The sequence below is a fragment of the Methylophaga lonarensis MPL genome, assembly GCF_000349205.1.
In the GTDB taxonomy this organism is placed as follows: domain Bacteria; phylum Pseudomonadota; class Gammaproteobacteria; order Nitrosococcales; family Methylophagaceae; genus Methylophaga; species Methylophaga lonarensis.
On the sequence record NZ_APHR01000051.1, the window covers coordinates 1 to 25518 of the forward strand.

29 protein-coding genes are annotated in these 25518 nt (G+C 49.2%); 3 read left to right on the forward strand and 26 right to left on the reverse strand.

Annotated elements, in window-relative coordinates; translation table 11 throughout:
* Window positions 1-578, forward strand: a 578-nt coding sequence (locus MPL1_RS09230; protein WP_009726858.1) for a response regulator, incomplete at its 5' end; no start/stop codon positions are given.
* Between the two features lie 12 nt (window positions 579-590).
* Here the strand turns inward: MPL1_RS09230 and ahpF are convergent.
* The 14 genes from ahpF to MPL1_RS13480 all read right to left on the reverse strand — a co-directional run bounded on the left by ahpF (window position 591) and on the right by MPL1_RS13480 (window position 12214).
* On the reverse strand, window positions 591-2171 hold the full coding sequence (ahpF, locus tag MPL1_RS09235) for an alkyl hydroperoxide reductase subunit F (RefSeq protein WP_009726859.1): 1581 nt from the start codon (window positions 2169-2171) through the stop codon (window positions 591-593).
* Window positions 2172-2294: 123 nt separating this feature from the next.
* Complete coding sequence (ahpC, locus tag MPL1_RS09240; RefSeq protein WP_009726860.1) at window positions 2295-2861, reverse strand: alkyl hydroperoxide reductase subunit C; 567 nt, start codon at window positions 2859-2861, stop codon at window positions 2295-2297.
* 157 nt (window positions 2862-3018) lie between these two features.
* Complete coding sequence (gene bioA / locus MPL1_RS09245; RefSeq protein ID WP_009726861.1) at window positions 3019-4326, reverse strand: adenosylmethionine--8-amino-7-oxononanoate transaminase; 1308 nt, start codon at window positions 4324-4326, stop codon at window positions 3019-3021.
* 57 nt (window positions 4327-4383) lie between these two features.
* Entirely contained in the window at window positions 4384-4710 is a 327-nt protein-coding gene (locus tag MPL1_RS09250) for a HesB/IscA family protein (RefSeq protein WP_009726862.1), read from the reverse strand.
* A 5-nt stretch (window positions 4711-4715) separates the two neighbouring features.
* Window positions 4716-5858 (reverse strand): cysteine desulfurase family protein, encoded by a 1143-nt coding sequence (locus MPL1_RS09255; protein ID WP_009726863.1) that lies wholly within the window; start codon window positions 5856-5858, stop codon window positions 4716-4718.
* Window positions 5859-5875: 17 nt separating this feature from the next.
* Window positions 5876-6328, reverse strand: coding sequence for an Rrf2 family transcriptional regulator (locus MPL1_RS09260; protein ID WP_009726864.1), 453 nt, complete (start codon window positions 6326-6328; stop codon window positions 5876-5878).
* Window positions 6329-6378: 50 nt separating this feature from the next.
* A complete protein-coding gene (gene cysE, locus MPL1_RS09265) occupies window positions 6379-7164 on the reverse strand; it encodes a serine O-acetyltransferase (RefSeq protein WP_009726865.1) in 786 nt (261 codons plus the stop codon).
* Complete coding sequence (locus MPL1_RS09270) at window positions 7161-7892, reverse strand: RNA methyltransferase (protein ID WP_009726866.1); 732 nt, start codon at window positions 7890-7892, stop codon at window positions 7161-7163. Before MPL1_RS09270 ends, cysE begins: the two co-directional genes overlap by 4 nt.
* A complete protein-coding gene (gene queA / locus MPL1_RS09275; protein ID WP_009726867.1) occupies window positions 7886-8923 on the reverse strand; it encodes a tRNA preQ1(34) S-adenosylmethionine ribosyltransferase-isomerase QueA in 1038 nt (345 codons plus the stop codon). Before queA ends, MPL1_RS09270 begins: the two co-directional genes overlap by 7 nt.
* Before the next feature lie 217 nt (window positions 8924-9140).
* On the reverse strand, window positions 9141-9731 hold the full coding sequence (locus MPL1_RS09285) for a hypothetical protein (protein WP_009726869.1): 591 nt from the start codon (window positions 9729-9731) through the stop codon (window positions 9141-9143).
* Between the two features lie 84 nt (window positions 9732-9815).
* Entirely contained in the window at window positions 9816-10406 is a 591-nt protein-coding gene (locus tag MPL1_RS09290; RefSeq protein ID WP_009726870.1) for a hypothetical protein, read from the reverse strand.
* 282 nt (window positions 10407-10688) lie between these two features.
* A complete protein-coding gene (locus MPL1_RS09295; RefSeq protein ID WP_161604019.1) occupies window positions 10689-11159 on the reverse strand; it encodes a cysteine peptidase family C39 domain-containing protein in 471 nt (156 codons plus the stop codon).
* Window positions 11160-11329: 170 nt separating this feature from the next.
* Window positions 11330-11809: a bacterioferritin gene (bfr, locus tag MPL1_RS09300; protein WP_009726872.1), complete on the reverse strand. Its 480-nt coding sequence runs from the start codon at window positions 11807-11809 to the stop codon at window positions 11330-11332.
* 192 nt (window positions 11810-12001) lie between these two features.
* Window positions 12002-12214, reverse strand: a complete 213-nt coding sequence (locus MPL1_RS13480; protein WP_009726873.1) for a (2Fe-2S)-binding protein — start codon at window positions 12212-12214, stop codon at window positions 12002-12004.
* Window positions 12215-12347: 133 nt separating this feature from the next.
* On the opposite strand from MPL1_RS13480, the gene MPL1_RS09310 reads away from it, so the two are divergent.
* The gene (locus MPL1_RS09310) at window positions 12348-13046 is read left to right on the forward strand and encodes a response regulator transcription factor (protein ID WP_009726874.1); all 699 of its coding nucleotides are present in this window, start codon (window positions 12348-12350) and stop codon (window positions 13044-13046) included.
* 3 nt (window positions 13047-13049) lie between these two features.
* Here MPL1_RS09310 and MPL1_RS09315 read toward each other — a convergent pair whose 3' ends face one another.
* Genes MPL1_RS09315 through MPL1_RS09350 form a run of 8 tightly spaced genes read right to left on the reverse strand, consistent with a single transcriptional unit; the run spans window position 13050 to window position 20880 of the window.
* Entirely contained in the window at window positions 13050-14357 is a 1308-nt protein-coding gene (locus MPL1_RS09315) for a sensor histidine kinase (RefSeq protein WP_009726875.1), read from the reverse strand.
* A gap of 1 nt (window position 14358) precedes the next feature.
* Window positions 14359-15393 carry an SAM-dependent methyltransferase gene (locus tag MPL1_RS09320; protein WP_009726876.1) on the reverse strand — a complete coding sequence of 345 codons (1035 nt, stop codon included), beginning with the start codon at window positions 15391-15393 and terminating at the stop codon, window positions 14359-14361.
* Window positions 15390-16154 carry a DUF1295 domain-containing protein gene (locus MPL1_RS09325; protein ID WP_009726877.1) on the reverse strand — a complete coding sequence of 255 codons (765 nt, stop codon included), beginning with the start codon at window positions 16152-16154 and terminating at the stop codon, window positions 15390-15392. The genes MPL1_RS09320 and MPL1_RS09325 overlap by 4 nt, the downstream gene beginning before the upstream one ends.
* Window positions 16141-16674, reverse strand: a complete 534-nt coding sequence (locus MPL1_RS09330) for a DUF2878 domain-containing protein (RefSeq protein ID WP_009726878.1) — start codon at window positions 16672-16674, stop codon at window positions 16141-16143. The genes MPL1_RS09325 and MPL1_RS09330 overlap by 14 nt, the downstream gene beginning before the upstream one ends.
* Window positions 16658-17929, reverse strand: coding sequence for an SAM-dependent methyltransferase (locus tag MPL1_RS09335; protein WP_009726879.1), 1272 nt, complete (start codon window positions 17927-17929; stop codon window positions 16658-16660). Before MPL1_RS09335 ends, MPL1_RS09330 begins: the two co-directional genes overlap by 17 nt.
* Window positions 17929-18699 carry a DUF1365 domain-containing protein gene (locus MPL1_RS09340; RefSeq protein WP_009726880.1) on the reverse strand — a complete coding sequence of 257 codons (771 nt, stop codon included), beginning with the start codon at window positions 18697-18699 and terminating at the stop codon, window positions 17929-17931. Before MPL1_RS09340 ends, MPL1_RS09335 begins: the two co-directional genes overlap by 1 nt.
* Window positions 18689-19960: an NAD(P)/FAD-dependent oxidoreductase gene (locus MPL1_RS09345; RefSeq protein WP_009726881.1), complete on the reverse strand. Its 1272-nt coding sequence runs from the start codon at window positions 19958-19960 to the stop codon at window positions 18689-18691. Before MPL1_RS09345 ends, MPL1_RS09340 begins: the two co-directional genes overlap by 11 nt.
* A complete protein-coding gene (locus MPL1_RS09350; protein WP_009726882.1) occupies window positions 19957-20880 on the reverse strand; it encodes an acyl-CoA desaturase in 924 nt (307 codons plus the stop codon). The genes MPL1_RS09345 and MPL1_RS09350 overlap by 4 nt, the downstream gene beginning before the upstream one ends.
* Window positions 20881-21031: 151 nt before the next feature.
* Here MPL1_RS09350 and MPL1_RS09355 point away from each other — a divergent pair, with 151 nt between their 5' ends.
* Window positions 21032-21568, forward strand: coding sequence for a chalcone isomerase family protein (locus MPL1_RS09355; RefSeq protein WP_009726883.1), 537 nt, complete (start codon window positions 21032-21034; stop codon window positions 21566-21568).
* A 60-nt stretch (window positions 21569-21628) separates the two neighbouring features.
* On the opposite strand, the gene MPL1_RS09360 is transcribed toward MPL1_RS09355, so the two are convergent.
* The 4 genes from MPL1_RS09360 to ectA all read right to left on the reverse strand — a co-directional run bounded on the left by MPL1_RS09360 (window position 21629) and on the right by ectA (window position 25497).
* Entirely contained in the window at window positions 21629-23068 is a 1440-nt protein-coding gene (locus tag MPL1_RS09360; protein WP_009726884.1) for an aspartate kinase, read from the reverse strand.
* 73 nt (window positions 23069-23141) lie between these two features.
* Window positions 23142-23546, reverse strand: coding sequence for an ectoine synthase (locus tag MPL1_RS09365; protein ID WP_009726885.1), 405 nt, complete (start codon window positions 23544-23546; stop codon window positions 23142-23144).
* Window positions 23547-23619: 73 nt separating this feature from the next.
* A complete protein-coding gene (gene ectB / locus MPL1_RS09370) occupies window positions 23620-24951 on the reverse strand; it encodes a diaminobutyrate--2-oxoglutarate transaminase (protein ID WP_009726886.1) in 1332 nt (443 codons plus the stop codon).
* A 33-nt stretch (window positions 24952-24984) separates the two neighbouring features.
* Window positions 24985-25497, reverse strand: coding sequence for a diaminobutyrate acetyltransferase (gene ectA, locus MPL1_RS09375; RefSeq protein WP_009726887.1), 513 nt, complete (start codon window positions 25495-25497; stop codon window positions 24985-24987).
* Window positions 25498-25518: the final 21 nt, after the last annotated feature.

Genomic DNA, 25518 nt, shown 5'->3' on the forward strand with positions numbered 1-25518 from the left:
TCAGGGTCGTTGCAGAGGCTGCCGATGGCGCCGAAGCCTATCAACTGTATCGCCAGCATCATCCCGATATTGTGGTCATGGATATTTCACTGCCGGGACAAAGCGGTTTGAAGGCACTGGACAGAATTCGTCAGTTAGATGCTGATGCTCGGATCGTGGTATTCAGCATGCATCAAAACCTGGTATTTGTTGCTCAGGCACGACGTGCTGGCGCCATGGCCTACATCACCAAAAGCAGTGATCCTCACATGCTGATAAGAGCTATTTTTGATGCTTTTGAAGGCAAGCACAGCCTGAGCCCAGACATTGCCATGGCTCTAGCCGTAGAACAACCAGGCGAACAACAGGCACTGTTGGAACAGCTGACCGTGCGAGAATTTGAAGTGTTAAGGTTGTTGCTGGAAACCAAAACAGCCCAGCAAATCAGTGAAATATTGAATATCAGCCCCAAAACCGTTGCTAACGCCCATTACATTATCAAACGTAAATTGGGCGTCAGCAGCGATATTGAGCTGACCCGTCTCGGTATCAGATTGCAGTTGGTCAACCTCACCGATCTGACAGAAGAGGCGGATTAGTGGTTTACGCTATCAAGCCGCGGCGTCTTTTTTGACATCATCCTCAAAGTCATTACGAATCAGATAGTCAAAAGCACCCAGTGCAGCGCGAGCGCCCTCACCCATTGCCATGATGATCTGCTTGTATGGGATGGTAGTCACATCACCTGCGGCAAAAACGCCTGGCAATGAGGTTGCACCGTGTGAGTCGATTTCGATCTCACCGTACTTGCTCAGCTCGATAGTGCCTTTGAGCCAATCCGTATTCGGAATCAGACCAATCTGAACAAACACACCTGCCACATCAACCACATGGCTTTCCTCGGTAGCACGATCCCTATACACCAGACCATTCACTTTGCCATCAGCACCGGTAATTTCGGTGGTTTGTGCCCCGATAATCACTGTAACGTTAGACAGGCTGTGCAAACGTTTTTGCAAGACAGCATCTGCTTTCAATTGATCAGCGTATTCGATCAGTGTGACATGACCGACAATACCGGCCAGATCGATCGCTGCCTCAACGCCTGAGTTACCACCACCGATGACGGCAACATGCTTGCCTTTGAATAATGGACCATCGCAATGCGGGCAGTAGGCAACCCCGTGACCACGATACTCGGACTCACCGGGAACACCTAATTCACGCCAGCGGGCACCAGTGGCAATAATTACCGCTTTGCTGCTCAGTTTGGCACCGCTTTCCAGCTCAACTTCAACCATCTGACCATTTTTGCTCAGTTTGGCAGCGCGCTGTAAATGCATCACATCAATATCATAGGATTTGACGTGTTCTTCCAAGGCGGCAACCAACTTGGGCCCTTCGGTTTCCTTAATGGAAATGAAGTTTTCAATCGCCAGCGTATCCATCACCTGACCGCCAAACCTTTCGGCAACGATACCGGTTCTGATGCCTTTGCGTGAGGCATAGATGGAGGCTGATGCACCGGCAGGGCCACCACCAACAATCAACACATCAAAAGGCGCTTTCTGGCTGATTTTGTCAGCTTCACGTTTAATCGCACCGGTATCCAGTTTGCCAATGATTTCAGGCAGGGTCATACGTCCCTGACCAAACTGCTGACCATTCAGATAAACAGTAGGTACCGCCATGATTTGCTTGGCTTCCACTTCTTCCTGATACAAGGCACCATCAATCATTGTGTGACTGATATTCGGGTTGATTACCGACATCAGGTTCAGTGCCTGTACGACTTCAGGACAGTTTTGGCAGGACAATGAGATATATGTCTCGAAGTGATATTCACCTTCAAGATTTTTAATCTGCTCAATCACTTCAGGCTCGGTCTTCATCGGATGGCCACCGGTGTGCAGCAGTGCCAGCACCAGAGAAGTGAACTCATGTCCCATCGGAATACCTGCAAACCGGATCTTTTCCTGCCCATTGGGCTGGTTGACTCGGAATGAAGGTTTGCGAGCGTCGTTCTCAGCGTCTGAAAAACTGACTTTGTCGGACATCTCGGCGATTTCCTGCAGCAGCTCACGCATTTCCTGTGATTTGTTGCCGTCATCGAGTGACGCAACCAGCTCTACCGGACGCTTCAGGTTCTGCAGATAAGTTTTTAATTGTGCTGCGATATTTGCATCCAACATAAGACACCTGCCTAAGTGATATCAATAATTCGGGGGAGTGTTGTCTGCCTCGCAGACAACATTGCATGTTTCAAGCTTGGACAGCTGCCCGACGGGGCAACTGTCCACATGCCTGATACAGGTTTAGATCTTGCCAACCAGATCCAGTGATGGAGAAAGTGTTTCTTCACCTGGCTGCCATGAAGCCGGGCAAACTTCACCATCATGTGAAGCAACGTATTGAGCCGCTTGGATCTTGCGAACCAGTTCTTTGGCGCTACGACCAATACCCAGATCGTGAACTTCACAGACCTTGATGACGCCTTCTGGATCAACCACGAAAGTACCACGCAGTGCCAGACCTTCTTCTTCGATCATCACTTCAAAGTTACGGCTGATTGCACCAGTCGGATCACCCAGCATTGGGAAGTTGATCTTCTTGATGGTGTCAGACGCATCGTGCCACGCTTTGTGCGTGAAGTGTGTGTCTGTAGAAACTGAGTAAACTTCAACACCCATTTCTTGCAGTTTTGCATAGTGGTCAGCCAGATCACCCAGTTCAGTCGGGCAAACGAAAGTGAAGTCAGCTGGGTAGAAGAAAAATACAGACCACTTGCCTTTGACATCTGCATCAGTCACAGGCATGAATTCGCCTTTGTGGTAAGCAGTTGTTTTAAAAGGTTTGATTTCAGTATTGATCAGTGTTGACATGGTTAACTCCTTTAAAGTTGTCATTAGTGACGTTAGGCATTCTAGGGTGGGTGTATCATCTAGTCAAACGAATAAAATCTATTGATATAATCGCCTTTTGCGATTATTCATCATCAATAGTCAAAACAACGTTGACCGCAGCCGATCAGCCGTATTTTCAGCCGGTCCGCTTTTGACGTACTTCCAATGCCTCAACTATTGCGGTGATGGCAAGACACAGCTGCCGCAACTCAGCTGATTCGATAATATAAGGCGGCATGATGTAGATAAGATTACGAAACGGTCGAATCCATACACCCTGCTCCACAATAAACGCTGGCAACCAGTCCATATGCTCCCAAACAGGTGCCACCAGCTCGACCACGCCGATAGCGCCTTTGACCCGCACATCGTTGACTATTGAAGAATTGTTCAATTGACTCAGTTCTGCTTTGAGTTGTGTTTCGATGGCGGTTACGCGTGATTGCCAATCGCTTTCCTGCAGCAAATCAATGCTGGCACTGGCCACGGCGCAAGCCAGTGGGTTGCCCATAAAGGTCGGACCATGCATCAACACACCAGCACCATCGGCAGCAATGCCAGAAGCCACCCGGTCATTGCACAATACCGCTGCCAGCGTCATGTAGCCGCCGGTCAAGGCTTTACCAAGACAAAGAATATCCGGCACGATGCCGGCCTGTTCATAAGCAAACAAACTGCCGGTTCGGCCAAACCCAGTGGCGATTTCGTCAAAAATCAGCAACAAATCAAACTCATCACACAACTGACGTAACTGGCGCAAATATTCCGGGCAATAAAAACGCATACCGCCTGCGCCCTGCACCAGTGGTTCAACAATCACAGCTGCCAGTTCGTGTTGATGTTGTTCAATCAATTGCCGGTAAGGATCGATCATTTCAGCGCGCCAGTCGGCATCGTCACGACACTCAGGGGCTGGGGCAAAGATATGCTGCGGCAGTACCTTGGCAAACATGCTGTGCATGCCATTCACCGGATCACACACTGACATCGCGCCAAAGGTATCGCCGTGATAACCACTGCGCAAACTCAGCAGTTTTTGCCTGTGACGGCCGGTGGTAAAGCTGTATTGCAGCGCCATTTTAATGGCCACCTCAACAGACACCGAGCCCGAATCCGCCAGAAAAACATACTGCAGGGAATCATCGGTCATATTCACCAAACGCTGCGCCAGGCTCACCGCCGGTGAATGGGTCAAACCGCCGAACATCACATGCGACATCTGATCGATTTGCTGTTTCGCCGCGAGATTCAGTTTGGGATGGTTGTAACCGTGAATCGCTGACCACCACGACGACATGCCGTCAATGATCTTTCTGCCATCCATCAGCTGTAAATGGACACCCTGTGCAGAACTGACCACATGCATGGGTGAGGGATGTTTGACACTGGTGTATGGATGCCAAAGATGTTTGGCATCCAGTTTGAGAAGTTCATCTTGATTCATGACAGCCAATCATACAGATTTGCTGGGCCTGCAGCTTGATGCAGGCCAGAAAGCAGGTTATTTGGTAACGCTGAAACTCTCACCACAACCACATTCTGAGGTGACGTTCGGGTTACGGAATTTAAAACTTTGATTCAGTCCTTCACGAACAAAATCAAGCTCCATACCATCCAGTAATGGCAAGCTGTCCGAATCGACCACCACTTTGACATTGTCCTGCTCGATCACCACGTCGCTGTCGGCAACGCTCTCGGCATAATCAAGCGCATAGCTGTAACCAGAGCAACCACTTTTTACCACGCCAATTCTCAGACCAACACCAGAACCACGCTTGGTCACCATATCCTGCACACGTTTCACGGCAGATTCTGTCAAAGTAATCATTCTGTTCACCTGTTCATTAAGTGGCTGAATCGATTGGCTTCCTTGGCTATCGCCTCAGCCAGGCGTTCAATTTCATCGATAGTGTTATCAGCCGAAACACTCACTCTTACCGCCCCCAGTGCGGTCAAATCATCAATGCCCATGGCTGTCAGCACATGGCTGGGTGTTTGTTGCCCTGTGCCACATGCTGAACCACTGGAAACAGAAAAGCCTTGTCGATCCAGTGCCATCAGCAAGCTATCTGAGTCATACCCCTGCAAGGCAAAAAATACCGTATTGGGCAAACGCTCAGCATGTTCTGCAAATATTGTGACGCCCGGCAATACTTTCAAGCGCTGTTCGAGCGTATCTCGTAGCTCACGGCAATGCTTGTCATAGTGCTCAAGTGTCTGACGGGCATGATCAGCTGCGACTCCAAAACCAACAATAGCAGCCACGTTTTCAGTGCCACTGCGATGATCATCTTCCTGACCGCCGCCCAAGATAAAGGCAGGCCAGTCGATTGACTTGTCGACAATCAGCGCGCCGATGCCCTTGGGGCCACCCATTTTATGCGCCGACAAACTCATCAATTGCACGCCCAGCTGTCTAAAATCAACGGGGATCTTGCCAACTGCCTGAACCGCATCGGTATGCATCGGGATCTGCCGCTGCTTACATAAAGCCGCAAGCGTTGCCACCGGTTGCAAACTGCCTGTTTCGTTATTGGCCAGCATCACTGAAACCAGACGTGTTTGGGGACTCATCATGGTTTGAGCTGCCTCAACCGCCACAACGCCCTGATCGCTTACCGGCATTTTCAGTACAGTAAAGCCATGTTTTTGCAGGCGATACACCGGCTCAAGTACAGCAGGATGTTCCGTCGGATTTATCAGTAACTCACCGTCGCTGAATTGCTCACGAAGACCGGCAAATACTTGATTGTTGGATTCCGTACCACCGCTGGTAAAAATGACTTGAGCAGGTTCGACATTCACCAGATCGGCCACTTGTTGCCGAGCCGTGTCCATGGCGGATTTGCCAAACCGGCCAAATCGATGACTGCTGGAGGGATTGCCCTGCTGCTGCCGCAGATAAGGCATCATGGCGTCAAGCACGCCCTCGCTCAGACCGGTGCCGGCGTTGTGATCCAGATAGCTGAAAGCCATAGCGCTAGCGACAGCCGTCAACCCACATCAAAACGGATGACTTTTTCTTTGGAGGGCTGACGATTTTTTTCGTAGTTGCTGACCACTTCAGCAAGACTGATGCCGGCCAGGTAAACACGAATCTGGTCACTCAGGCTTTGCCATAATTCATGGCTCAGGCACTGTTCATCACCATGACAGTTATGACGACCTTCACACTGGGTGCTGTCAACTTTTTCATCAACTGCGGAAATGACATCCAGCACGGTGATCTGCGCAGCCGAACGACTCAGACGGTAACCACCGCCGGGGCCACGCGAACTGCTGACCAGTCCTTGCTTGCGCAAGCGGGCGAACAGCTGTTCAAGGTATGACAGTGATATGCCTTGTCGCTCGGAAATATCCGCCAGTGTGATTGCCCCAACGCCGTAGTTGAGACTCAGATCCAGCATGGCAGTAACCGCGTAGCGGCCTTTGGTAGTCAGACGCATGACACTTTCCGAAATAAATCAATCATGCAAGTTTTTCATGTCCGACTATTTTAGTCAACTTTTGTATCTGACTGCCGTTCCAACTCACAATCGTCCAGTTCTGGTAGCTCCATATCAGGGATTTCCCCGCCAAGCCGCTTGATCGTGCCGCACAGTGTGTCCACGCGTTTATCCATGGCGTGAATGTGTTCGATCAAGCCATGAATCGCTGTAGCAACCGGGTCTGAAGACTGGCCTGAAGTACCATAAGCATCAAAGCCCACGGATTGGGCCAGTTTTTCCTGTGCCAGTTCATCAGCTGTTTTTTTGCGTACTACTCTGCCTGGTACACCGACTATGGTGCCGCCGGCTTCTACATCTTTAACAACAACCGCGTTGGAACCCACCCGAGCGCCATCATGCAGCCGAATCGGGCCCAACACCTTGGCACCGGCACCCACAACGACGTTGTTGCCAAGCGTAGGATGGCGCTTGCCCTCTTTCCAGGAAGTCCCGCCCAGGGTAACGCCGTGATACAAGGTGCAGTCATCCCCGATTTCGGCGGTTTCACCGATCACAACTCCCATGCCATGGTCGATAAAAAAACGACGACCAATCTTTGCGCCCGGATGAATTTCAATACCCGTCAGCCAGCGGCCAATGGTAGAAATAAATCTCGCCAGCCAATACCAGCGATGTTGCCAGAGCCAGTGACTGAAACGATGCAATTGCACCGCGTGAACGCCAGGGTAAGTAGTAATAATCTCAAAGACATTTCTCGCCGCGGGATCGCGATCAAATACGCACACAACATCTTCTTTAATCCGTTGCCAGACCGTGACTTTTTGTTGTGTCATTTTAATGTCCTCGCTTTAGTTTCTGCTGCTCGCAAAATGCCATGCAGAATTTGTAACTCATTACGATCCAAATCTGCACGATTGAACAGGCGACGAATTCTTCGCATCAGGTAACGTGGATTCTCCGGATCCAGAAACCCTATGGCCGTCAAAGATCGCTCAAAGTGATCATAAAGATGTGACAAATCCTCGGCGTGAATCGCTTCACGCTGCTCACCGATACGACCGGTGTGTACTTCCGGGTTAAAGCTCATTCGAAGCTCATAGGCCATCACCTGCACCGCTGCTGCCAGATTCAGTGAACTGTAGTCCGGATTTGCCGGGATATTAATCAGCTTGTGACAGTTATCCAGTTCTTCATTGGACAGACCGGAATGTTCACGACCAAAAACAATCGCAATCTCGGCATCATCGTCGTATTGCGTCAAGTCGTGAACCGCTTCTCGTGGGTTCATCACCGGTACCGGCAAATGTCGTAGACGGGCACTCATGCCATAGACTTGCCGACAGCCCTTGATTGCATCTTCCAGACTATCATGGACCTGCGCCAAAGCCAGCACATCATCCGCCCCAGACGCTCGTGCTGTTGCTTCTGCACTCGGGTAAATCTTGGGCGACACCAGACGCAGCGATGCCAGCCCCATGGTTTTCATGGCTCGTGCCGATGCACCAATATTGCCGGGATGCGTTGTGCCAACCAGCACAAAACGAATTTTCTGCATCAGCATGCTGAACTGTTCCTTGTGATAAACATGGCATCACCATAACTGAAAAAGCGATAGCGTTCTGCAACCGCATGCTGGTATGCACCAAGAATATGATCGCGTCCGGCAAATGCCGACACCAGCATCAACAAAGTCGATTCAGACAGGTGAAAATTGGTCACCATGGCATCAACCGAACGAAAACGATAGCCGGGGTAAATAAAAATATCGGTTTCACCCTGATACGGCTCGATTTGTCCTGATAAAGACGCCGATTCCAGCGCGCGAACGCTGGTTGTCCCGACCGCAATCACTCGACCGCCGCTTGCTCTCGCTGCTCTGACCTGCTGGCAAACGGTTTCTGTCACCTCCAGCCACTCGGAATGCATTTGATGCTCAGTGATATTTTCAACCCTGACAGGTTGAAAGGTGCCAGCACCCACATGCAAAGTCACCTCGGCACGTTCGATACCCATAGCATCGATCTGTGCCAATAACTTTTCATCAAAATGCAATCCGGCTGTCGGTGCTGCCACCGCGCCAGCCTCTCGGGCATAGACAGTCTGATAACGGTGCAGATCGGCAGCATCCACCTCACGCTCTATATAGGGTGGTAACGGCATACGACCATGTTGTTCCAATGCCGCCAATACCGAACTGACATTCAAAAACTGCAGCTCAAACAGTGCATCCTGACGGCCCAGCACCTCAACATCCAACGCTTGTTCCAGTTTCAGCCTGCGTCCCGGCGCCGGAGATTTGCTGCTACGAACATGCGCCAATGCACGTTGATCATCAATGATGCGCTCAATCAACACCTCGACTTTGCCGCCACTGTCCTTATGCCCTAGCAAACGAGCCGGAATCACACGAGTATTATTGAAGACCAGCAAATCGTCCTTGGTCAGCAAACTCGGTAAATCAGCAAACATCCGATCCGACAATGAACCCGAATCACCGTCAAGGCACAAAAGACGACTGGCGCCGCGTTCAGAACAAGGATATTGAGCTATCAACTCGTCAGGCAGGTCAAACTTGAAATCACTGGTTTTCATGGCGGCATCATAACAGACATCGAAGTCGGCTCAGATGGGGGCCAAGACGATAAACTACAAGTGGCTGCAGACTGATTTTGGTCCAGCTATGCGCCTGTCAACCGTGTCTCAGGCTGTCTTGCCACAGATCTGTGGCAATATTCATGCGATTTTCTGGAATCAAACTCGGATCAGCCTCAACTGCACCAGCTGCATTACGGCCCCTGTATTAATTTAACTAGCTCCCTAAATTCATCAGTTGCGTTCTGTATTCAAAAAACTGATTTTTCTGTGCTGTACGCTCCATACCACAGGAGCCGGTACCAAACATCAGCCAGAACTTATAATTCCTGTCTCCAGTTGATTCTCCAGCAAAATTATTCATCAGCCCGTGCTCATAATTGGCGTAGCTGACAATTAGATCTCCTGTCTCTCGATCCCTTACCCGCCAGCTCTCCCCTCTTATCCCCATGAAGTGACGTGTGAACTGAAACTCAAATACAAAGCGCTGGTTTAAATTACGTTTTCTTACACCATCCTCCCGAAAATCCTTGGCCTCACTATCTGCAATCAAGGTCTCAGCAATACCGGGGTTTTCTGCCTGCCATTGGTCGATGGTTTTATGAATGGTTATGCCACCATGCTGCATACACAGGCTACGATGACTCAGGTACGTCGGTATCCAGTCCCACATCACCACGGCAAACAACAATACGCCCACCGGCAGACCATAATGCCAGCCTGGTTTGCCATCAGAACGTGCCCATTTGAAGGATTTTTTGGTCAGATAAAATGCCAAAATCAGATACGGATATATCAGCAGTCCCATTGCATTCTCCTTGTTCGCGGCGTCACGGGATGTTCAGCTCCAGGTCAAAAAGCTTCGTCAAAATACGTCCCTGTATTCATTTAATTAGCTCCCTAAGTTTCTCAGCTGCCTTTCTATCTCTATAAAGTCAAACTTCTGATTGATACGTTTTTCACCACAGGAGCCGGTACCAAACATCAGCCAGAACTTATAATCCCTTATACTCTGAGAACCCAAAGCCAGAAAATTCACAAGCCCGTGCTCATAATTGGCATAGCTGACAATAAGCTCTCCGGTCTCACGGTCTCTTACCTGCCAAGTCCTGCTTCTTATACCCATAAAATGTTTTTTCGATATGCTCTCAGATACAAAGCGCTGATTTAAATTACGTTTTCTTACACCATCCTCCCGAAAATCCTTGGCCTCACTATCTGCAATCAAGGTCTCAGCAATACCGGGGTTTTCGGCCTGCCATTGGTCGATGGTTTTATGAATGGTTATGCCACCATGCTGCATACACAAGCTACGATGACTAAGGTACGTCGGTAACCAGTCCAACATCACCACGGCAAACAACAATACGCCCACCGGCAAGCCATAATGCCAGCCTGGTTTGCCATCAGAACGTGCCCATTTGAAGGATTTTTTGGTCAGATAAAATGCCAAAATCAGATACGGATATATCAGCAGTTCCATTGCATTCTCCTTGTTCGCGGCGTCACGGGATGTTCAGCTCCAGGTCAAAAAGCATCGTCAAAATACCTCCCTGAATATGCATTTAGCCAGTAACGTTCACTACTCTCCATTTCTTTGATGATCGAGGATCAACGTTCACGTAAACTCTCGTTTCCATACCTCAAAAGTGGTGATAGAAAAAAGCTGATGACACGTCTTTGGCAGGTTTTTTATCTCGGCTGTAGTTGCCATTCCGGGAAGCAACCTGACCTTCCGGTCATGCATGTTCATGCATATCGGTATTCATTCGAATGTGAACGACATAGCGCAGACCGATTTCAGCAGGGATGGAACAAACCAGGAAATATCGAATACAGAGCTCAACTTTCCAGCAAATTTCGCTCGACGAGTTAGCAGAATAGTCTCACCAGACCATCTGTGTGTAAGTTCTGAAACGGTGATTGAGCGCGGAGAGTCATCACGAAGATCATGAATTAAAACATCAGGCTTGCCCTGATCATTCAATCGCACGCGGGCGATGATGAAATAGTGCCCATCTCGGGCTTTACCTATGGCAGGTAAAAAATCATTATTGAGTTCGACGATGGTCAGCGAAAAAAGCCTGGCCTTAAAATCCAATGATTCTGCTGCGAGTATGATGTCGCCATCATCAAAACGCTCACCACGTCTGAAATGATGTGCTAATTGGGCGGGTTCTGCTGCAACTTGATAATAACGTGCAAGTGCAACCAGGCAGTTTAGGCCGGTATCCATACGCTTTGCATCCATGCTTTATAGTTTTTAGTATCGTCCTTGATACAGGCAATATTATCAGAATATTTGGCAGCTGTTACTTGTTAGTAAGCAGCCTCAACTGATGAATTTCTTAGTCATGATATTCAATAGCTGGCAGGTTGCAACCTGTCAGCTATTGAAGTTTCGAATTACTCGGCCTCTTTGACGATTTGCGCTTGATGGAAGTTTTCAAGGCCCATTTTGTCAATCAGGCTCAGCTGGGTTTCCAGCCAATCGACGTGTTCTTCCTCAGAAGCCAGGATGGAGCGGAACAGATCTCTGGTGACGTAGTCGCCTACTTGCTCGCAGTATTGAATGGCTTCTTTTAGATCAGGGATAGCGTCCATCTCCAACGACAGATCTGCTTCGAGCATTTCTCGAGTATTTTCACCGATGCGCAGAGCACCCAAATCCTGCAAGTTAGGTAAGCCTTCAAGGAACAAGACACGCTCTGTCAGTGCATCAGCATGCTTCATTTCATCAATCGACTCGTGGTATTCATGTTCGTAGAGATTGACCAGCCCCCAGTCTTTGTACATCTTTGCATGTAGAAAATATTGGTTGATGGCCACCAATTCATTCCCAAGCACTTTGTTGAGGTATTCAATGACTTTTTTATCGCCTTTCATGGCTGTCTTCCTTTGTTGATTGATGTGGTAACGATATCAACATTGGCACTAAAAAGTCAAAGCTAAGTTATTGATTAATATATGGAATAGTAATTATTCTCATCCGTGTCTGCTTATGATTTGTATTACAAGCAGGCAAAAAAAAGCCCTGAACGAATGAACGTCAGGGCCTAATATCGAAGAGTCAGAGATTTAAGATGACATTACTGCAATTGATGATGAAACCGACGAAGCGTCCAGATTATCAAGGCTTTTTTGCAATACGCGATTCACCTTGAATTGGCACTTGCCGCAGCAACCTGCCGCTCCGGTCTGCTGTCTGATAGCGTCGACAGTGGCAGCACCGTCAACAACAGCAGATTCAATTGTGGCAACATTTACGTTATTACAAATGCAAACGATCATTTCGGGCAACCATCAACTAACAGTGATGCAAATGATAATGGTTTACATTTACATGGTCAATAGCAAACATGCACTTTTTTGACAAATTGTTATGCCGTTCCAACAGCAATGCCGCTAACCCACGGAGTTATCGATGAAAACCACTTCTGCCACTATTCTGATTGTCGAAGATCATCAGGATCTTGCCGCCAACATTGGTGATTATCTTGAAGCGGGAGGCTTTCAGGTCGATTTTGCTGCAGATGGTCTTTCTGCCATCGGCTTGTGCGAAAACAACCACTACGATTTGATTGTGCTCGATATCATGATGCCTGGAATCAATGGCTTTGAAGTCTGTCGGAGGCTGCGTCAGGAACAGCACAGTGATGTTCCTGTCATCATGCTGACCGCTAGAGATACGCTGGACGACAAGCTGACCGGCTTTGATCAGGGAGCCGATGATTACCTGCTCAAGCCTTTTGAAATGAAAGAACTTGAGGCACGCATCGTTTCGCTGATTCGCAGACACCGTGGTGATCTGGAAACTTCAACCCTGAGCGTGGCCGACTTGAAGTTTGATCTGCAAACCATGCGGGTCACACGGGGTGACAAAGTGATCAAGCTGTCACCCATCACCTTACATATACTGCGAATTCTGATGCGTGAATCACCAAAACTGGTGACCCGTGAACGCATCGAAACTGAAGTCTGGGGCGATGAAGCACCCGATAGTGACACACTACGCAGCCATCTTTATAACCTGCGTAAATCTATCGACAAGCCGTTTCAGGAATCCTTAATGCATACCATTCCGGGCGTCGGCTACAAGCTGTGTCGCGCCGAGGAGGTTTAAACCTTAATCAGCCGAAAACTGGGCCGAGGGGAAATGTACACTCACCTCGGTGCCCTCACCCATCTTGCTGGACAGACGTAAACTCCAGTCATAACGATTACAGAGTCGTTTTACGATGGTCATGCCGATGCCATGACCATTGCTTTGACGTTGCTGCTCAGCACGATAAAACGGTTTGAAAACCTGATTCATCTGCTCCTGATTCATGCCCACACCACTGTCTGCGACCGAGAAGCCATCACTACGAACACGGATATTGATGCTACCGCGAGGTGTGTAATTAAAGGCATTACGTAGCAGATTGCTGATAAGAATCTGCACCACTCGCTCGGGTGCGTTAACGCTCAGCATGCCGGCTTCTTCAACATTCACCGTAATCGGTTTGTCGTGATAGATGATTCGCAGCGTTTCTAATTCAGAGGCGATCAAATCATTAATATTGACGCGCTGTTGTGGCAGGCTTTGTCCTTGTTCACGCGCCAGAATCAACAAGGTTTCAATCAGCGCTTCCATGTCATAAAGCGTGCGATACATGCGATTAACCTGTGGACTGGCGCTATCGCCATACTTGCGCTCTATCACTTCCAGCGCACTGCGCAATACGGCAATAGGCGTACGCAGTTCATGACTGGCATCGCGGGTGAAATTTCGCTCGCGTTCAACAAATGAGTCGAGTCGATCGGTGAACCTGTCCAGAGCACTCACCAGACTGGCTACCTCTTCATCGGTGATGTCCCGAATCTCACCCAAATCAAGACGCGGTAAATGGCCGTCTTTAAAGTCCGCTTCACTAACGGCACGTGCCAACCTCACTACAGGTGAAACCGCTTTATGCGACTGTCGATAGGCAAACCAGGCAAGCAGGTACAATACGACTAGAACGCCGGCCAACGGCATAATGCCAAATACCAAAGCCAGCCTGGAAACCTTTACTTCGTCAAAAATCAGAAACAGCCGCTGATCACTGTGATCATCAACAAACACAATCGGCACCAGCCCGTTGATTGGTACCCGATGCATGCCAGGAGAAAGATCTTTTAGTGGCTCAGGTATCAAGGAATTATCTCCAGCCACCATCATGTAGGACTGCAGGTTCATTGTATTTGGCAGTGCAAATTCCGGGTCAGCGTCACGCATCTGCCAGAAATACTCGGCCTCGCCTTGCAGGGCCGCTCGCACCAGAATGCCTTCCAGCGTGAATTTTGCGGCATAGATCCCCGCCAGTGTGACCAGGCTGATCAAGGCAATCTGAATCAGAAATACCTTGACCAGCTTCCGCTGCAGCGTGTTGCTGGATAGCTGTTGTTTCAATTCAATTCAACCGTTTGCTGAACAAGTAGTGTCCGACTAACCATTCTGTACCATCACGATAACCGAACAGTTCTGCACAGGCCATGAAAAACAGTCGCCAGCGCTGCAACCAGATACTGCCCTGGCCTTGACCGTAGATCTCGTCAAACAACTGTTTGATTTGCTTGCTGTGACGGTCGGTATTCTCCAGCCAGGCTTCTGATGTTTTCTGATAGTGCTTTCCATTGACCAACCACTGGCGCTCAATGCGCATCGCATCCTGAAAATGCAACAGCGTATCGGCAGATGGCATCAACCCGCCGGTAAAGAAATATTGTCCCATCCAGTTGTCATCACCTTCTGTCTCGAAGGGATATACCACTTCACGATGGCAGAAAATGTGCACAAACAGCTTGCCATCAGCACGCAGCCAGCTGCTGATTTTTTCAAACAGCTTCTGGTAATTACGCATATGCTCAAACATTTCAATCGACACCACACGGTCAAACTGCTCGGTCAGTTCCAGTGCGTTGACATCACAGGTGATGATTCGAAGGTTGCTAAGGCCTCGTTCCAATGCCTGACGCTCAATATGCTGTCTTTGAGAATTGGAGTTGGAGACACCGGTGATACGCGAACGTGGAAATTTCTCAGCCAGATACAAGGTCAGCGATCCCCAGCCACAGCCGAGCTCAAGGATATCCTGACCATTTTCGAACTCACCGCGCTCGACATATTTTTCAAGCATGGCTTGCTCTGCTTCATCAAGATTGAGCGTGTAATCATCCCACCAGCAACTGCTGTACTTGAGATGTTTGCCCAATGCCATCTGATAAAATGCTGCCGGAACTTCGTAATGCTGCTCATTAGCCGCATCTGTTTCAATGGCAATCGGGCTTTCACGCAGCATACTGATGCGACTGATTTTGTGCAGACTGGATTGTTCCGGGTTATGAGCAAATTCATCCTCAAGCCGTTGTTTGAGCAGCTTGCGAATGCCAACTCGTACCAGAGCATCTGGTATCAAGCCTTTTTCAGCGATTTGAATCAAACTCATAAACGTTTCCTCCAGGGAATGAATGGGCTGGTGGTCTGTTGATAACGACGATAGGCGTCACCACGACTACGCAAAGCCTGTTGTTCTGTATAGGGAATACCACTGATGAAATAAAGAAAAGCCAGCATGACCAGCGGCGCCAGCCACAGCCAACCGGCATAGCTCAGACCAATGGCCATAATCGGATAGCTGAACCAGTGCAGCCATTCGAAAAAGTAATTGGGGTGTCTTGAATAGAACCATAGCCCTGTTTCACAGACTTTGCCCTTGTTGGCAGGATCAGAACGAAACGCATGCAACTGCTGATCCGCAATGTTGACGCCAACAAAAGAACCCAAGGCCAACAACAACGCCAGCACGTGTTGTGGCTGAAGCTGTTCGATATTACCGTTGGCGATGACCCAGGCGGGCAAGGCCAACAACCAGGCGAGGATAGCCTGTGCCAGGAAAAACCAGAGCAGGTTTTGATCGGCGTTTTCTCCCCAGTGCTGTCGCAAATATCGGTAACGACCATCTTCAGGTTCTGCCAAGACTCGTCTGGCTAAATGCCAGCTCAAACGTAGATACCAGCCGCCCATGATGATCGCTATCAGTACCCTGAGCATCACGCTGCCATCTGAAAAAACCGCATAAATAATCGCAATCAGTCCGAGGTTAAATGCCCAGAGCACATCAACGATGCCTGCATTTTGTTGCCGGCATTGCCAGATCCAGCCTGCAAACATCACCGCCACTGCTATAAAGAGACTAAGCCACAGCATTTTGCTGTTCCTTTTCTTGTTGGTGCCAAATTCTGGCCAGCAATAACAGACCTGGAACTACCAAAGCCCAGGCAATAGCCAATCCAGCCAGCAGTGCCGGAGTATCCAGCCAAACCAGAGCGCCAAATCGCTCACCAGCAAAGTAAGACAGTGGTCCGCCTATGGCTGAAAATGCAGCCGCCATGCCTAACTTTGTTTGCATCCAGCCCAAGGAATGGTTGAGCACCAAGGCAAAGTTGACCCACAGACATAAAATCCATACCGGTGCGGTTTGCTCAGCCAGTTGTTCGTTGAACACCAACCAGCCCATTGCCGGCCAAAAACTGTCGAGCACCAGCCCGACCAGCAAGGCGGTAATGACCAATCTGAAGTCTGTGCGGCGACTGTTGGAATACCAAAAATGAATCAGTAAAAACACACTGCTATACAGCACTGCGATTCGACTGTCAGGCAGACTGCCGGCAATGACGCAGACCAGCCAGCCGATTTGAAACAGAACAAAATTAACCAGCTTGGACATTAGCAGGCACCCACTGTGAACGACGGTTTTCAGGTTTGCTGAACAGCAAATGCACATCACTGATACTGCGCTCGATAAATCCGCCCTCGCAGTAACACAGATAAAACTCCCACATCCGAATAAAGTGTTCCGGATAGCCCAGCGCTCTGACTTGGTCGAGCTTGCTCATAAACCGCTGACGCCAGATGTTGATAGTCTGGGCATAGCTCGGACCAATATCTTCAAGGTTGATGAGACGCAGTTCAGCCTTTGCCGCAGCATTACTTAGCACGGTCACACTAGGGATGAAGCTGCCGGGAAAGATATATCGCTTGATGAAGTCGACTTGTTTGACTGCTTGCTGGTAGCGATGATCTTCAATGGTGATTGCCTGAATAATTGCCAGACCTTCAGGCTTGAGTAATGACGAACATTTTTCGAAGTAACCTTCAATGAAGTGATGCCCCACCGCTTCAACCATTTCGATGGATAGCAGCTTGTCATACTGCCCCTGCAAGTCGCGGTAATCCTCCAGCAGCACGGTGACGCGATCCTGCAATCCGGCACGTTTGATTCGTGCCTGTGTGTAGTCAAATTGCTGTTTGGAGATCGTGGTTGTAGTCACCTTGCAACCGTAATTAAGGGCTGCATAAACAGCGGCGCCACCCCAGCCTGTGCCTATCTCCAGCAAATGATCGTCAGGTGTCAGTGCCAGCTTGTCGCATAATCTCGCCAGTTTCAGCGATTGTGCATCCTCAAGACTCTCATCACCGGATATGAACAGACCCGATGAGTACATCATCCAGTCCTTGTCCAAAAACAATTCAAACAAGGCATTACCCAGATCATAGTGCGCTGCGATATTACGACGACTGCCATCACGTGTGTTGCGATTGAACCAGTGCAGTGCCTTCATAAACCAGGCTGCAAAGCGTGCTGGCCCTCTTTCCATGCCATCGTTCAAATGGCGATTGCGAACTAATAAACGCACCAGACCCGTCAAATCATCACAGTGCCAGTCACCGGCCATGTACGATTCGGCAGCGCCAACACTGCCGCCATGAATCACAGACTCAAAAAAGTTGTCATTAATCACCCACAGAGTGATATGCAAGTCGGAGGCTGCGTTGCCAAACACATAGTGATTGTCACCATCCACCAACGTCAGCTGCCCCACACTCAACTGCGCCAGCTGCCTGAGCAGCAGCTTTTGATACAAGCCAGCAAGTCGACCGCGCTTATGCGACTGTGAAGCTTGAGTCAGATCAGATTTCATTACTGTTCTCCTGTGGCGTTATCCGTTGAGTTTGATTTGCCGGGGTGGTTGTAAAACGGCACGCCCTTGAGTTTGAGTCGTAGCGCATGCCAGTAAATTCTCATCACGACGCGCAGAGTCTGCAGTGGATATTGCCAGGGCAACCGTCGCATCGATTGTTGTGTAAACGCTTGAGCACTGCCTTTCATGGCTGCTTCGAATTGTTTTTGCTGGTCTTTAAACAGCGTCATGTGAATATCCAAATGCTGTGGCTGCATACGGAAGCGCCACCGATAACGCAGTTGCATCGGCATAAAGGGTGACACATGAAATTGCTTGTCAAACTCAAACAACTGTTCTTCAGAACCATCTTGCACCGGCAACACATAGCTGAACCGTTCATTCCAAGGTGTGTTGTTGATTTCGGCCACAATGAACTTGAGCTGTTGTTGCTCATAGCAAAAATAAAAACTCACCGGGTTGAACACAAAGCCGGCATATCTTGGATGGGTGAGAATTTTGACGCTGCCGCTAAAGCGCTGCTGGCAGCTTTGCCAGATGCGTTCAGCCACTGCCTGTTTGATGCTCAATGAGGCGTCACCGATGTAGTCATCACGAACAAAACCAATCAGATTGAAACGATTAATCGACCACCAGCGGCTTTTGCGAAAAATTGCCTCAAGTTGGTCAACATCAAACAACAACATCGCCAGTGGATATTCAAAACCATGCACTTTGGGCTGGAAACGCTGATGCCAGACCGTGCCCTGATAAATACCATCAGCCAACATGGACATTGCCCTCAGCAATGGTGCGGTATTGGTTGATGTGCGTGATGACGCGTAACGCACTCTTCACACCATCTTCGTGAAAACCCCAGCCCCAATAAGCACCGCAATAATAGGTGTGTTGTTCACCGACAAAATCCTGCCAGCGTTTTTGGGCTCGAAGAGTGTCGTTGTTGTAGATTGGGTGAGCATAGCGGCGGCTCAGATACACCTTGGCAGGGTCCACCAAATGTCCGGAATTGAGTGACACGATAAAAGGATGCTGATCATCCAGCCCTTGCAGCGTGTTCATGTGATAGCTGACGGTGCATTGGCTGGTTAATTCAGGACACACCCGAACATTCCAACTGGCCCAGGCTGCTCGTCTGCCAGGCAGGATAGAGGTATCGTGATGCAGCAACATATCGTTTTGCTGATAGCGAATATCACCGAGCACCGCGACTTCTGCGACCGATGGCTTGGCCAGCATTTGCAATGCCTGATCCGAATGCGTAGCAATCACCACTTTGTCGAAACGTAAACTTTCACCATTGACGATGAGGGTCACACCTGACGCATCACGCACAATTCGCTGTACAGGTGTGGCCAGATGGAACTGCGCATTGCTGGCTTTACTGAGCGCTTCGACGTAGGAATTGGAGCCACCCTTGACCACCCGCCACTGAGGTCTGTCGGTCACTGACAACATCCGATGATTATTCATAAAGCTGACAAAATAACGTGCCGGAAAATCACGAATGCTGACACTGGGGCCAGACCACAAAGCACAGGCCATCGGCAAAAGATGGTCATCGATAAAAGCCTTGCTGTAGCGGTTTTGTTGCAGATATTCGCCAATGGTCAACGAATCATCGGCCGAGTCGAGCAATTTGGGCGCTTCTCGGTAAAAGCGCAGCAAATCCCAGAGCATCATGTAAAAACGTGGATTGACCAGATTTGTTCGCTGACAAAACAAACGATTCAGATCGGTCGCGTTGTATTCCAGACCGCTCAGGGTGTTGTGCACGCTGAAGCTCATTTCAGTCGGCTGACTTGAGACGCCTAACTCGCCAAGCAAAGCCGTAAAATTGGGATAGTTTTCGTTGTTGAATACTATGAAGCCGGTATCGATGCGGTATTGTTGTCCCGCCACATCAATGTTGTGGGTATCGGTGTGACCGCCGAGGTAATTGTTGGCTTCAAACAAGGAAACTTCATGTTCCTTCGACAGGTAGTAGGCACTGGTCAAACCGGAAATACCTGAACCGACAACGGCAATTTTCATTGTTTGGCCTCCCCTGCCATATGCCTGTCACGTTTTGCTGCGGGCACTTGTTTTAAATCCCAAATCAGTCCTGACCAATGCATCAGTTTGAGCAAATAAAAACTGATGTCGATCTCCCACCAATAAAAGCCCTGTCTAACCGAGGCTGAGTGGTGATGATGGTTATTGTGCCAGCCTTCTCCCAGTGTCAGCAGCGCCAGCAGGAAGTTATTACGGCTCTGGTCACCGGTCTCATATCGCTGCTTGCCAAAACGATGCGCCAGTGAGTTGATGGACAGTGTCGCGTGAATCAGCACCACTGTTGAGATAAAAAAACCCCAGACCAATAGTTGCCAACCATTGGTGCCAAGTTGCGGCGCAATATTTTCCAACAGCGTTCCCAGTGCAAACAAACCGACTGCCAGCGTGACGGGCACAAATACATCAAAGCGATCCAGCCAACGCAATTCAGGATAGCGTTTCAAATCCGGAATCAGGCTGTAGTCGGCACGAAAATGTTTTTTGGACAAAAACCAGCCCATGTGACTCCACAAAAAGCCCTGTCTGGGCGAGTGCGGATCTTCGTTCTGATCAGAGTGGCGATGGTGTTGTCTATGATGTGCCGCCCACCAAAGTGGTCCGCGCTGGGTCGCACTGGCACCCAGTACTGCAAAAGCAAATTGCATTGCTCTGGAGGTTTTGAAGGCTTTGTGTGAAAAGTAACGATGATAGAACGCGGTAATGGCAAACATCCGAACGAAATACAGAAATGCAGCGACCAAAACTGCTGTGGTGGATACCCCCACCCACAATACGGCCAAACACCCCAGATGCAGGAAGATAAAAGGCACGACACGCAGCCAGTCGATCTCACGACTGTCAGGTGCTTGACTCTCGGGTGTTTCGGATCCGTTATCGAACCAGTAACGAAAGGCTTTCATGGGTTGAACTCTTGTTGGCTGAGGGAATCGTAGGCTTGAATATGTGAACTTGGCGTGAAGACTTGCCAGCAAAGGCTTTCACCGGAAATTCACGGTGTCTTGATGTAATGCTTCTTGACTAAATTGTTGAATTTTTACATGGGGGCAAAAAATGCTCAAAACGCTACTTTTTTCGTCAATGATACTCCTGAGCAGTATCAGTCATGCAGGTAGCTTTACCGAACGTAGTGCCTTCTCTGGGCAGATATTGCAGTTGTGTTCCGAGTCGGCGCTCAGGGTGATGCTGTTTAACCTCGGCGATGTGGCCTTGTATCGTCAGCAGTGTAATGCAGTGCCTGATCCCTTGTCGCCACCACTCAAATTGTCGTTTGTTTATAACCGAGGATTTACGGGTGATGAGTTTCGAAAATCTGCTGATGAATTGATTCGCCGTAATGTAGACGACGCAACCTACCAGCAGATTGAAGCGGATTTACAGGCCTTTAATGAGGGCTATCAGGATGTGAGTGCAGGTGACCGCTACGACATCGGCTTTTCTGAAAATGCAGGACTGGTCCTGCTTAAAAACGGCACACAGGTCAGTCAGAGTGACTCGTTGGAACTGGCGGCGGTGTACTACAAGATCTGGTTTGGTAATAACCCGTTCAGCGGCCGAGTGAAGTCCAATCTGTTAAACGGCCTGGAGTAAGGCTTGTTGATTGTGCCCTTGCATCCATCGATGCAAGGGCAAGCTGTTTACTGCGCTTTGTTAATGTGCCAGACAGATTGCACGGCCGTGATCGTGCACTTCCACCAGATGGCTGTGCAGACTCTTGATTGCATCGTTGTAGTCGTCTTCATCAATAATGAACTGCATGTCAACCTGACGCATTGACTGGTGCAGTGCCAAAACACTGATATTTTTTTCCGCCAGTGCACTGACTGTTTTAGCCAGGATGCCGGGGATTTTCATATCACTGCCAATCGCTGAAACAATCGACACTTGCTGCTGGTTGATTTCGGCTTCCGGGAATATCTCCGAGAGCGCCCGGCTGATTCGTCGCACTGTTTTAAGGTTGGTCGACAAGTAATGCGTGATGGTATTGGCATTGATGTCTTTGGAAATGATGTGCGCCTTGAATCGACGAATCTGTTCCAGAATCGCCCGGTCATAATGGTCGATATTGCCCGCCATATCTTGATCAAACAGCTCAAAGGCAATCACACCCCGACAGCCGGCAATGATTTCCACACACGGTACTGAGCTGACGTAATCGCCAGTAATCAAAGTACCTGCATGTTCAGGCTCAAAGGTATTGCGTACCCGCAGTGGAATGTTGTTTTGCCGTAAGCCCTTGGCAGCCTTGGGGTGAATTGCCTCCATACCAAGATTGGCAAGCTGATCAGCCACATCGTAGTTAGTCCGACCAATCGGCACCGCATTGTCCTCACCGACCAGACGCGGATCAGCACTGCTCAGGTGAAACTCTTTGTGAATGATCGCTTCATTGGCACCGCTCAAAACAGCAATCCGGCTGAAGGTCATTTCACTATAACCTCGATCAAACGTAGACATCAGGCCCTGCTCACTGTGCGCATAACCTGTGACAATCGGTAACTCTGACTGCAAATCAACATCGGCAAACGCCTGGTTGATTCGTTCATCCAGGGTCATGTGTTTATCCGACTGCCAGCCAGTCAAATCAACAAATCGGGCGTTGACACCATCTCGTTTCAACAACTGCGCCATATTCCAGGCACTGTGCGCTTCCCCCACACTGGCTAGCATCTCTCTGACTGTCGCCAGATGTTGATCAAGGGCAAAGTGACCATGCTGGCAAAGCCTCTGCAAATCCTTGAGCACGCGCTCCGCTTCGTCGAGGCGTTCCTGAATAAAGACATCGGCTTGCTGGCGCTGTGGGCCGGTTCCAAATAACTGCTGATTGACATCTAACAGAGCCAGTTTGAGGCTTTCCAAGGCTTCCAGCCAGGCGTTATCACCGACACTTTCAGCAAAATGGGCATAGACACCCGCCTCACCGGTTTTTTTGTGCTCAAGCAACAGGTTTGTGATGCCGGCATAGGCCGACACTACAAAAATGCGTTGATAAATGGATTGATGAACCGGCTTGAGAATAATGTTATCTCGCACCGCCTGATAATCACTCATCGAGGTGCCGCCGATCTTTTCTACCGTATGAAAACTCATGTTCCTCACTTGTTCTGTTCGTTGTGGTCTGTTCTGTTTCACTGCCCCTGCTGAAGCAGAAGGGCTATGAAAATCACTCAGTTACCGTGTCCGCATGCAGTTCATAGGCACCATCCTTGTTGTGCACTTCATTACCAATCAACGGCGGATTGAATACACAAGCCAGTTCCAACTCTTTGAATGCACGGAGGATATGGCGGTCATGCTGGTCAAGGTTGTAAAGGGTGCCAGGGGTGATGGGATAGATCTTGCCATCTTCCAGCGACTCGATTTCACCTTCGCCGGAAATGCAATACACCGATTCCAGATGATTTTGATAATGCATCCGAAAATCTGCGCCGGCAAAAATGGTCGTGATATGAAACGAATAGCCCATATTGTCTTCCTTGAGCAGCATTCGAGTGCTTTCCCAATTACCGTCAGGTGATTTGATTCGGCGGGACGTTTGTCTGGCGTCCTGCAATTGTCTGACAATCATGATGTTTCCTTGTTAAGTCTGAATAAACATGAAGGCAAATGGCACCAGCGTTGAACGCTGGCGCATCGAGGCTTTAGTTGCCGTAGTTTTGCGCTTCTTCGCTATGCGAATAATCGCCTTCAAAAAAGTCATGCTCTTCCGGAATGGTGTCTGCTTTGGCGCAGGTCTCACGAATAGCTTCTTCCAGAATATCGATGCCTTTTTTCAGGTTTTCGTCGCTGATAATCAGAGGGCACAGAAATTTAACAACGTGATCTTCGGTACCACTGGTTTCGATGATCAGGCCCTTCTTGAAGGCACGACGTGTGATTTCACTTGCCAGCTCACCACTGACACAGTTAATACCGCGGAACATGCCACGACCATGTGAGCTGAAATTACCTTCACCGTACTTAGCGACAATATCGGTCACCCGTTGCAGGATGTAATCGCCTTTACGCTGTACATCCTTGGCAAAGCTGTCGTCTTTCCAATAGTGATCCAAGGCCGCTTTGGCCGTCACAAACGCATGGTTGTTACCACGGAAAGTGCCGTTGTGCTCACCTGGACTCCATTGGTCAACTTCCGGCTTCATCAAGACAACCGCAAATGGCAGGCCATAGCCACTCAATGATTTGGACAAGGTGACAATATCGGGATAAATGCCTGCTTCCTCAAAACTGAAGAAGGTTCCAGTACGGCCACAACCGGCCTGAATATCGTCAATAATCAGCAGCACATCATGTTTTTTGCAGACATCCGACAGGTTTTTCAACCAGGTCATTGAAGCGGCATTGATGCCACCTTCACCCTGTACAGTTTCCACAATACAAGCAGCCGGTTTATCCACACCACTGCTGGTATCTGACAGCACTTTATCGAGGTAATTGGTAGTATCAAACTCATCGCCCAGATAGCCGTCATAAGGCATACGGGTAGCCCCCGGCAATGCGATACCCGCACCGCCACGGTGATGCGCGTTACCTGTGATCGACAAAGAACCCAGCGTTTGTCCATGCCAGCCGTTAGAGAAAGAAATAACGTTTTCACGGCCGGTAAATTTTCGGGCAATCTTCAATGCGGCTTCGACTGCGTTGGTGCCAGTCGGCCCTGTGAACATGACCACATATTCCAGATCACGTGGCTCCAGAATGTTGGCCTTGAAGCTTTCCAGGAATTCACCTTTGGCACGTGTGTGCAGATCCAGGCCCTGGGTGATGCCGTCATTTTCAATATATTCCAGCAGCTTTTTCTTCAGAACCGGGTTGTTATGTCCATAGTTGAGAGAACCAGCCCCCGCCAGAAAATCGAGGTATTCGTTACCATCTTCGTCGAACACTACCTCGCCCTGAGCCTTGTTAAAGAGTCTTGGGAAGGCTCGTGCATATGAGCGAACTTCTGATTCGATCTCATCAAATATTTTCATCTGTGTTGCTCTCCTTGTGGAATTTCTTGGGGATTACTTGAGTTTGCGGCTGTCAAACGGGCCGAGCTTGACCAACATTTCTGTCTCATGCTCACCGTTGAAATGCTTGTGCTTGTCAAACATCACTTCGGAGTCAATCTGGCAGTCAAGTTTGCGTGCCAGACTCTCGAACAAAGCCCATGAAGCCTTATTGTCAGGCGTAATGGTTGTTTCGATTGCTTGAATATCTTCATTACCGGGTCGTGTCAGGATTGCTCGTAACATGCGACCAGCGAGTCCTTGACCACGGGCATTGGCACCAACAGCCACCTGCCAGACAAACAATGTTTTTGGACGTTGCGGAATTCGATAGCCGGAAACAAAACCAACCAACTCATCTTCCAATTCGGCAGCAACCGCCGTGTCGGCAAAATGACTGCTTTGCAGCAGGTTGCAGTACATCGAATTGGGGTCCAGTGGCTTGCAACGTTCAACCAGAGCGTGAACGGCATGACCATCCTCGGCGTTCGGGTTTCTTAATTTGATATTCAACTCAGGCACAACCATAAAGTATTCAACTCTATCCTT

Excerpts from the sequence above, each read along its gene's own strand:
- MPL1_RS09310 (WP_009726874.1), top strand. The coding sequence starts at position 12,348 with ATGAAAACCACTTCTGCCACTATTCTGATTGTCGAAGATCATCAGGAT.
- MPL1_RS09285 (WP_009726869.1), bottom strand. The coding sequence starts at position 9,731 with ATGGGACTGCTGATATATCCGTATCTGATTTTGGCATTTTATCTGACC.
- MPL1_RS09270 (WP_009726866.1), bottom strand. The coding sequence starts at position 7,892 with ATGCTGATGCAGAAAATTCGTTTTGTGCTGGTTGGCACAACGCATCCC.
- MPL1_RS09330 (WP_009726878.1), bottom strand. The coding sequence starts at position 16,674 with ATGTCCAAGCTGGTTAATTTTGTTCTGTTTCAAATCGGCTGGCTGGTC.
- ahpF (WP_009726859.1), bottom strand. The coding sequence starts at position 2,171 with ATGTTGGATGCAAATATCGCAGCACAATTAAAAACTTATCTGCAGAAC.
- MPL1_RS09350 (WP_009726882.1), bottom strand. The coding sequence starts at position 20,880 with ATGAAAGCCTTTCGTTACTGGTTCGATAACGGATCCGAAACACCCGAG.
- bfr (WP_009726872.1), bottom strand. The coding sequence starts at position 11,809 with ATGAAAGGCGATAAAAAAGTCATTGAATACCTCAACAAAGTGCTTGGG.
- MPL1_RS09355 (WP_009726883.1), top strand. The coding sequence starts at position 21,032 with ATGCTCAAAACGCTACTTTTTTCGTCAATGATACTCCTGAGCAGTATC.
- MPL1_RS09360 (WP_009726884.1), bottom strand. The coding sequence starts at position 23,068 with ATGAGTTTTCATACGGTAGAAAAGATCGGCGGCACCTCGATGAGTGAT.
- MPL1_RS09290 (WP_009726870.1), bottom strand. The coding sequence starts at position 10,406 with ATGGAACTGCTGATATATCCGTATCTGATTTTGGCATTTTATCTGACC.
- bioA (WP_009726861.1), bottom strand. The coding sequence starts at position 4,326 with ATGAATCAAGATGAACTTCTCAAACTGGATGCCAAACATCTTTGGCAT.
- MPL1_RS09325 (WP_009726877.1), bottom strand. The coding sequence starts at position 16,154 with ATGCTGTGGCTTAGTCTCTTTATAGCAGTGGCGGTGATGTTTGCAGGC.
- MPL1_RS09260 (WP_009726864.1), bottom strand. The coding sequence starts at position 6,328 with ATGCGTCTGACTACCAAAGGCCGCTACGCGGTTACTGCCATGCTGGAT.
- MPL1_RS09320 (WP_009726876.1), bottom strand. The coding sequence starts at position 15,393 with ATGAGTTTGATTCAAATCGCTGAAAAAGGCTTGATACCAGATGCTCTG.
- MPL1_RS09250 (WP_009726862.1), bottom strand. The coding sequence starts at position 4,710 with ATGATTACTTTGACAGAATCTGCCGTGAAACGTGTGCAGGATATGGTG.
- MPL1_RS09365 (WP_009726885.1), bottom strand. The coding sequence starts at position 23,546 with ATGATTGTCAGACAATTGCAGGACGCCAGACAAACGTCCCGCCGAATC.
- MPL1_RS09255 (WP_009726863.1), bottom strand. The coding sequence starts at position 5,858 with ATGGCTTTCAGCTATCTGGATCACAACGCCGGCACCGGTCTGAGCGAG.
- MPL1_RS09335 (WP_009726879.1), bottom strand. The coding sequence starts at position 17,929 with ATGAAATCTGATCTGACTCAAGCTTCACAGTCGCATAAGCGCGGTCGA.
- MPL1_RS09295 (WP_161604019.1), bottom strand. The coding sequence starts at position 11,159 with ATGGATACCGGCCTAAACTGCCTGGTTGCACTTGCACGTTATTATCAA.
- MPL1_RS13480 (WP_009726873.1), bottom strand. The coding sequence starts at position 12,214 with ATGATCGTTTGCATTTGTAATAACGTAAATGTTGCCACAATTGAATCT.
- ectA (WP_009726887.1), bottom strand. The coding sequence starts at position 25,497 with ATGGTTGTGCCTGAGTTGAATATCAAATTAAGAAACCCGAACGCCGAG.
- queA (WP_009726867.1), bottom strand. The coding sequence starts at position 8,923 with ATGAAAACCAGTGATTTCAAGTTTGACCTGCCTGACGAGTTGATAGCT.
- ectB (WP_009726886.1), bottom strand. The coding sequence starts at position 24,951 with ATGAAAATATTTGATGAGATCGAATCAGAAGTTCGCTCATATGCACGA.
- MPL1_RS09345 (WP_009726881.1), bottom strand. The coding sequence starts at position 19,960 with ATGAAAATTGCCGTTGTCGGTTCAGGTATTTCCGGTTTGACCAGTGCC.
- cysE (WP_009726865.1), bottom strand. The coding sequence starts at position 7,164 with ATGACACAACAAAAAGTCACGGTCTGGCAACGGATTAAAGAAGATGTT.
- ahpC (WP_009726860.1), bottom strand. The coding sequence starts at position 2,861 with ATGTCAACACTGATCAATACTGAAATCAAACCTTTTAAAACAACTGCT.
- MPL1_RS09340 (WP_009726880.1), bottom strand. The coding sequence starts at position 18,699 with ATGTTGGCTGATGGTATTTATCAGGGCACGGTCTGGCATCAGCGTTTC.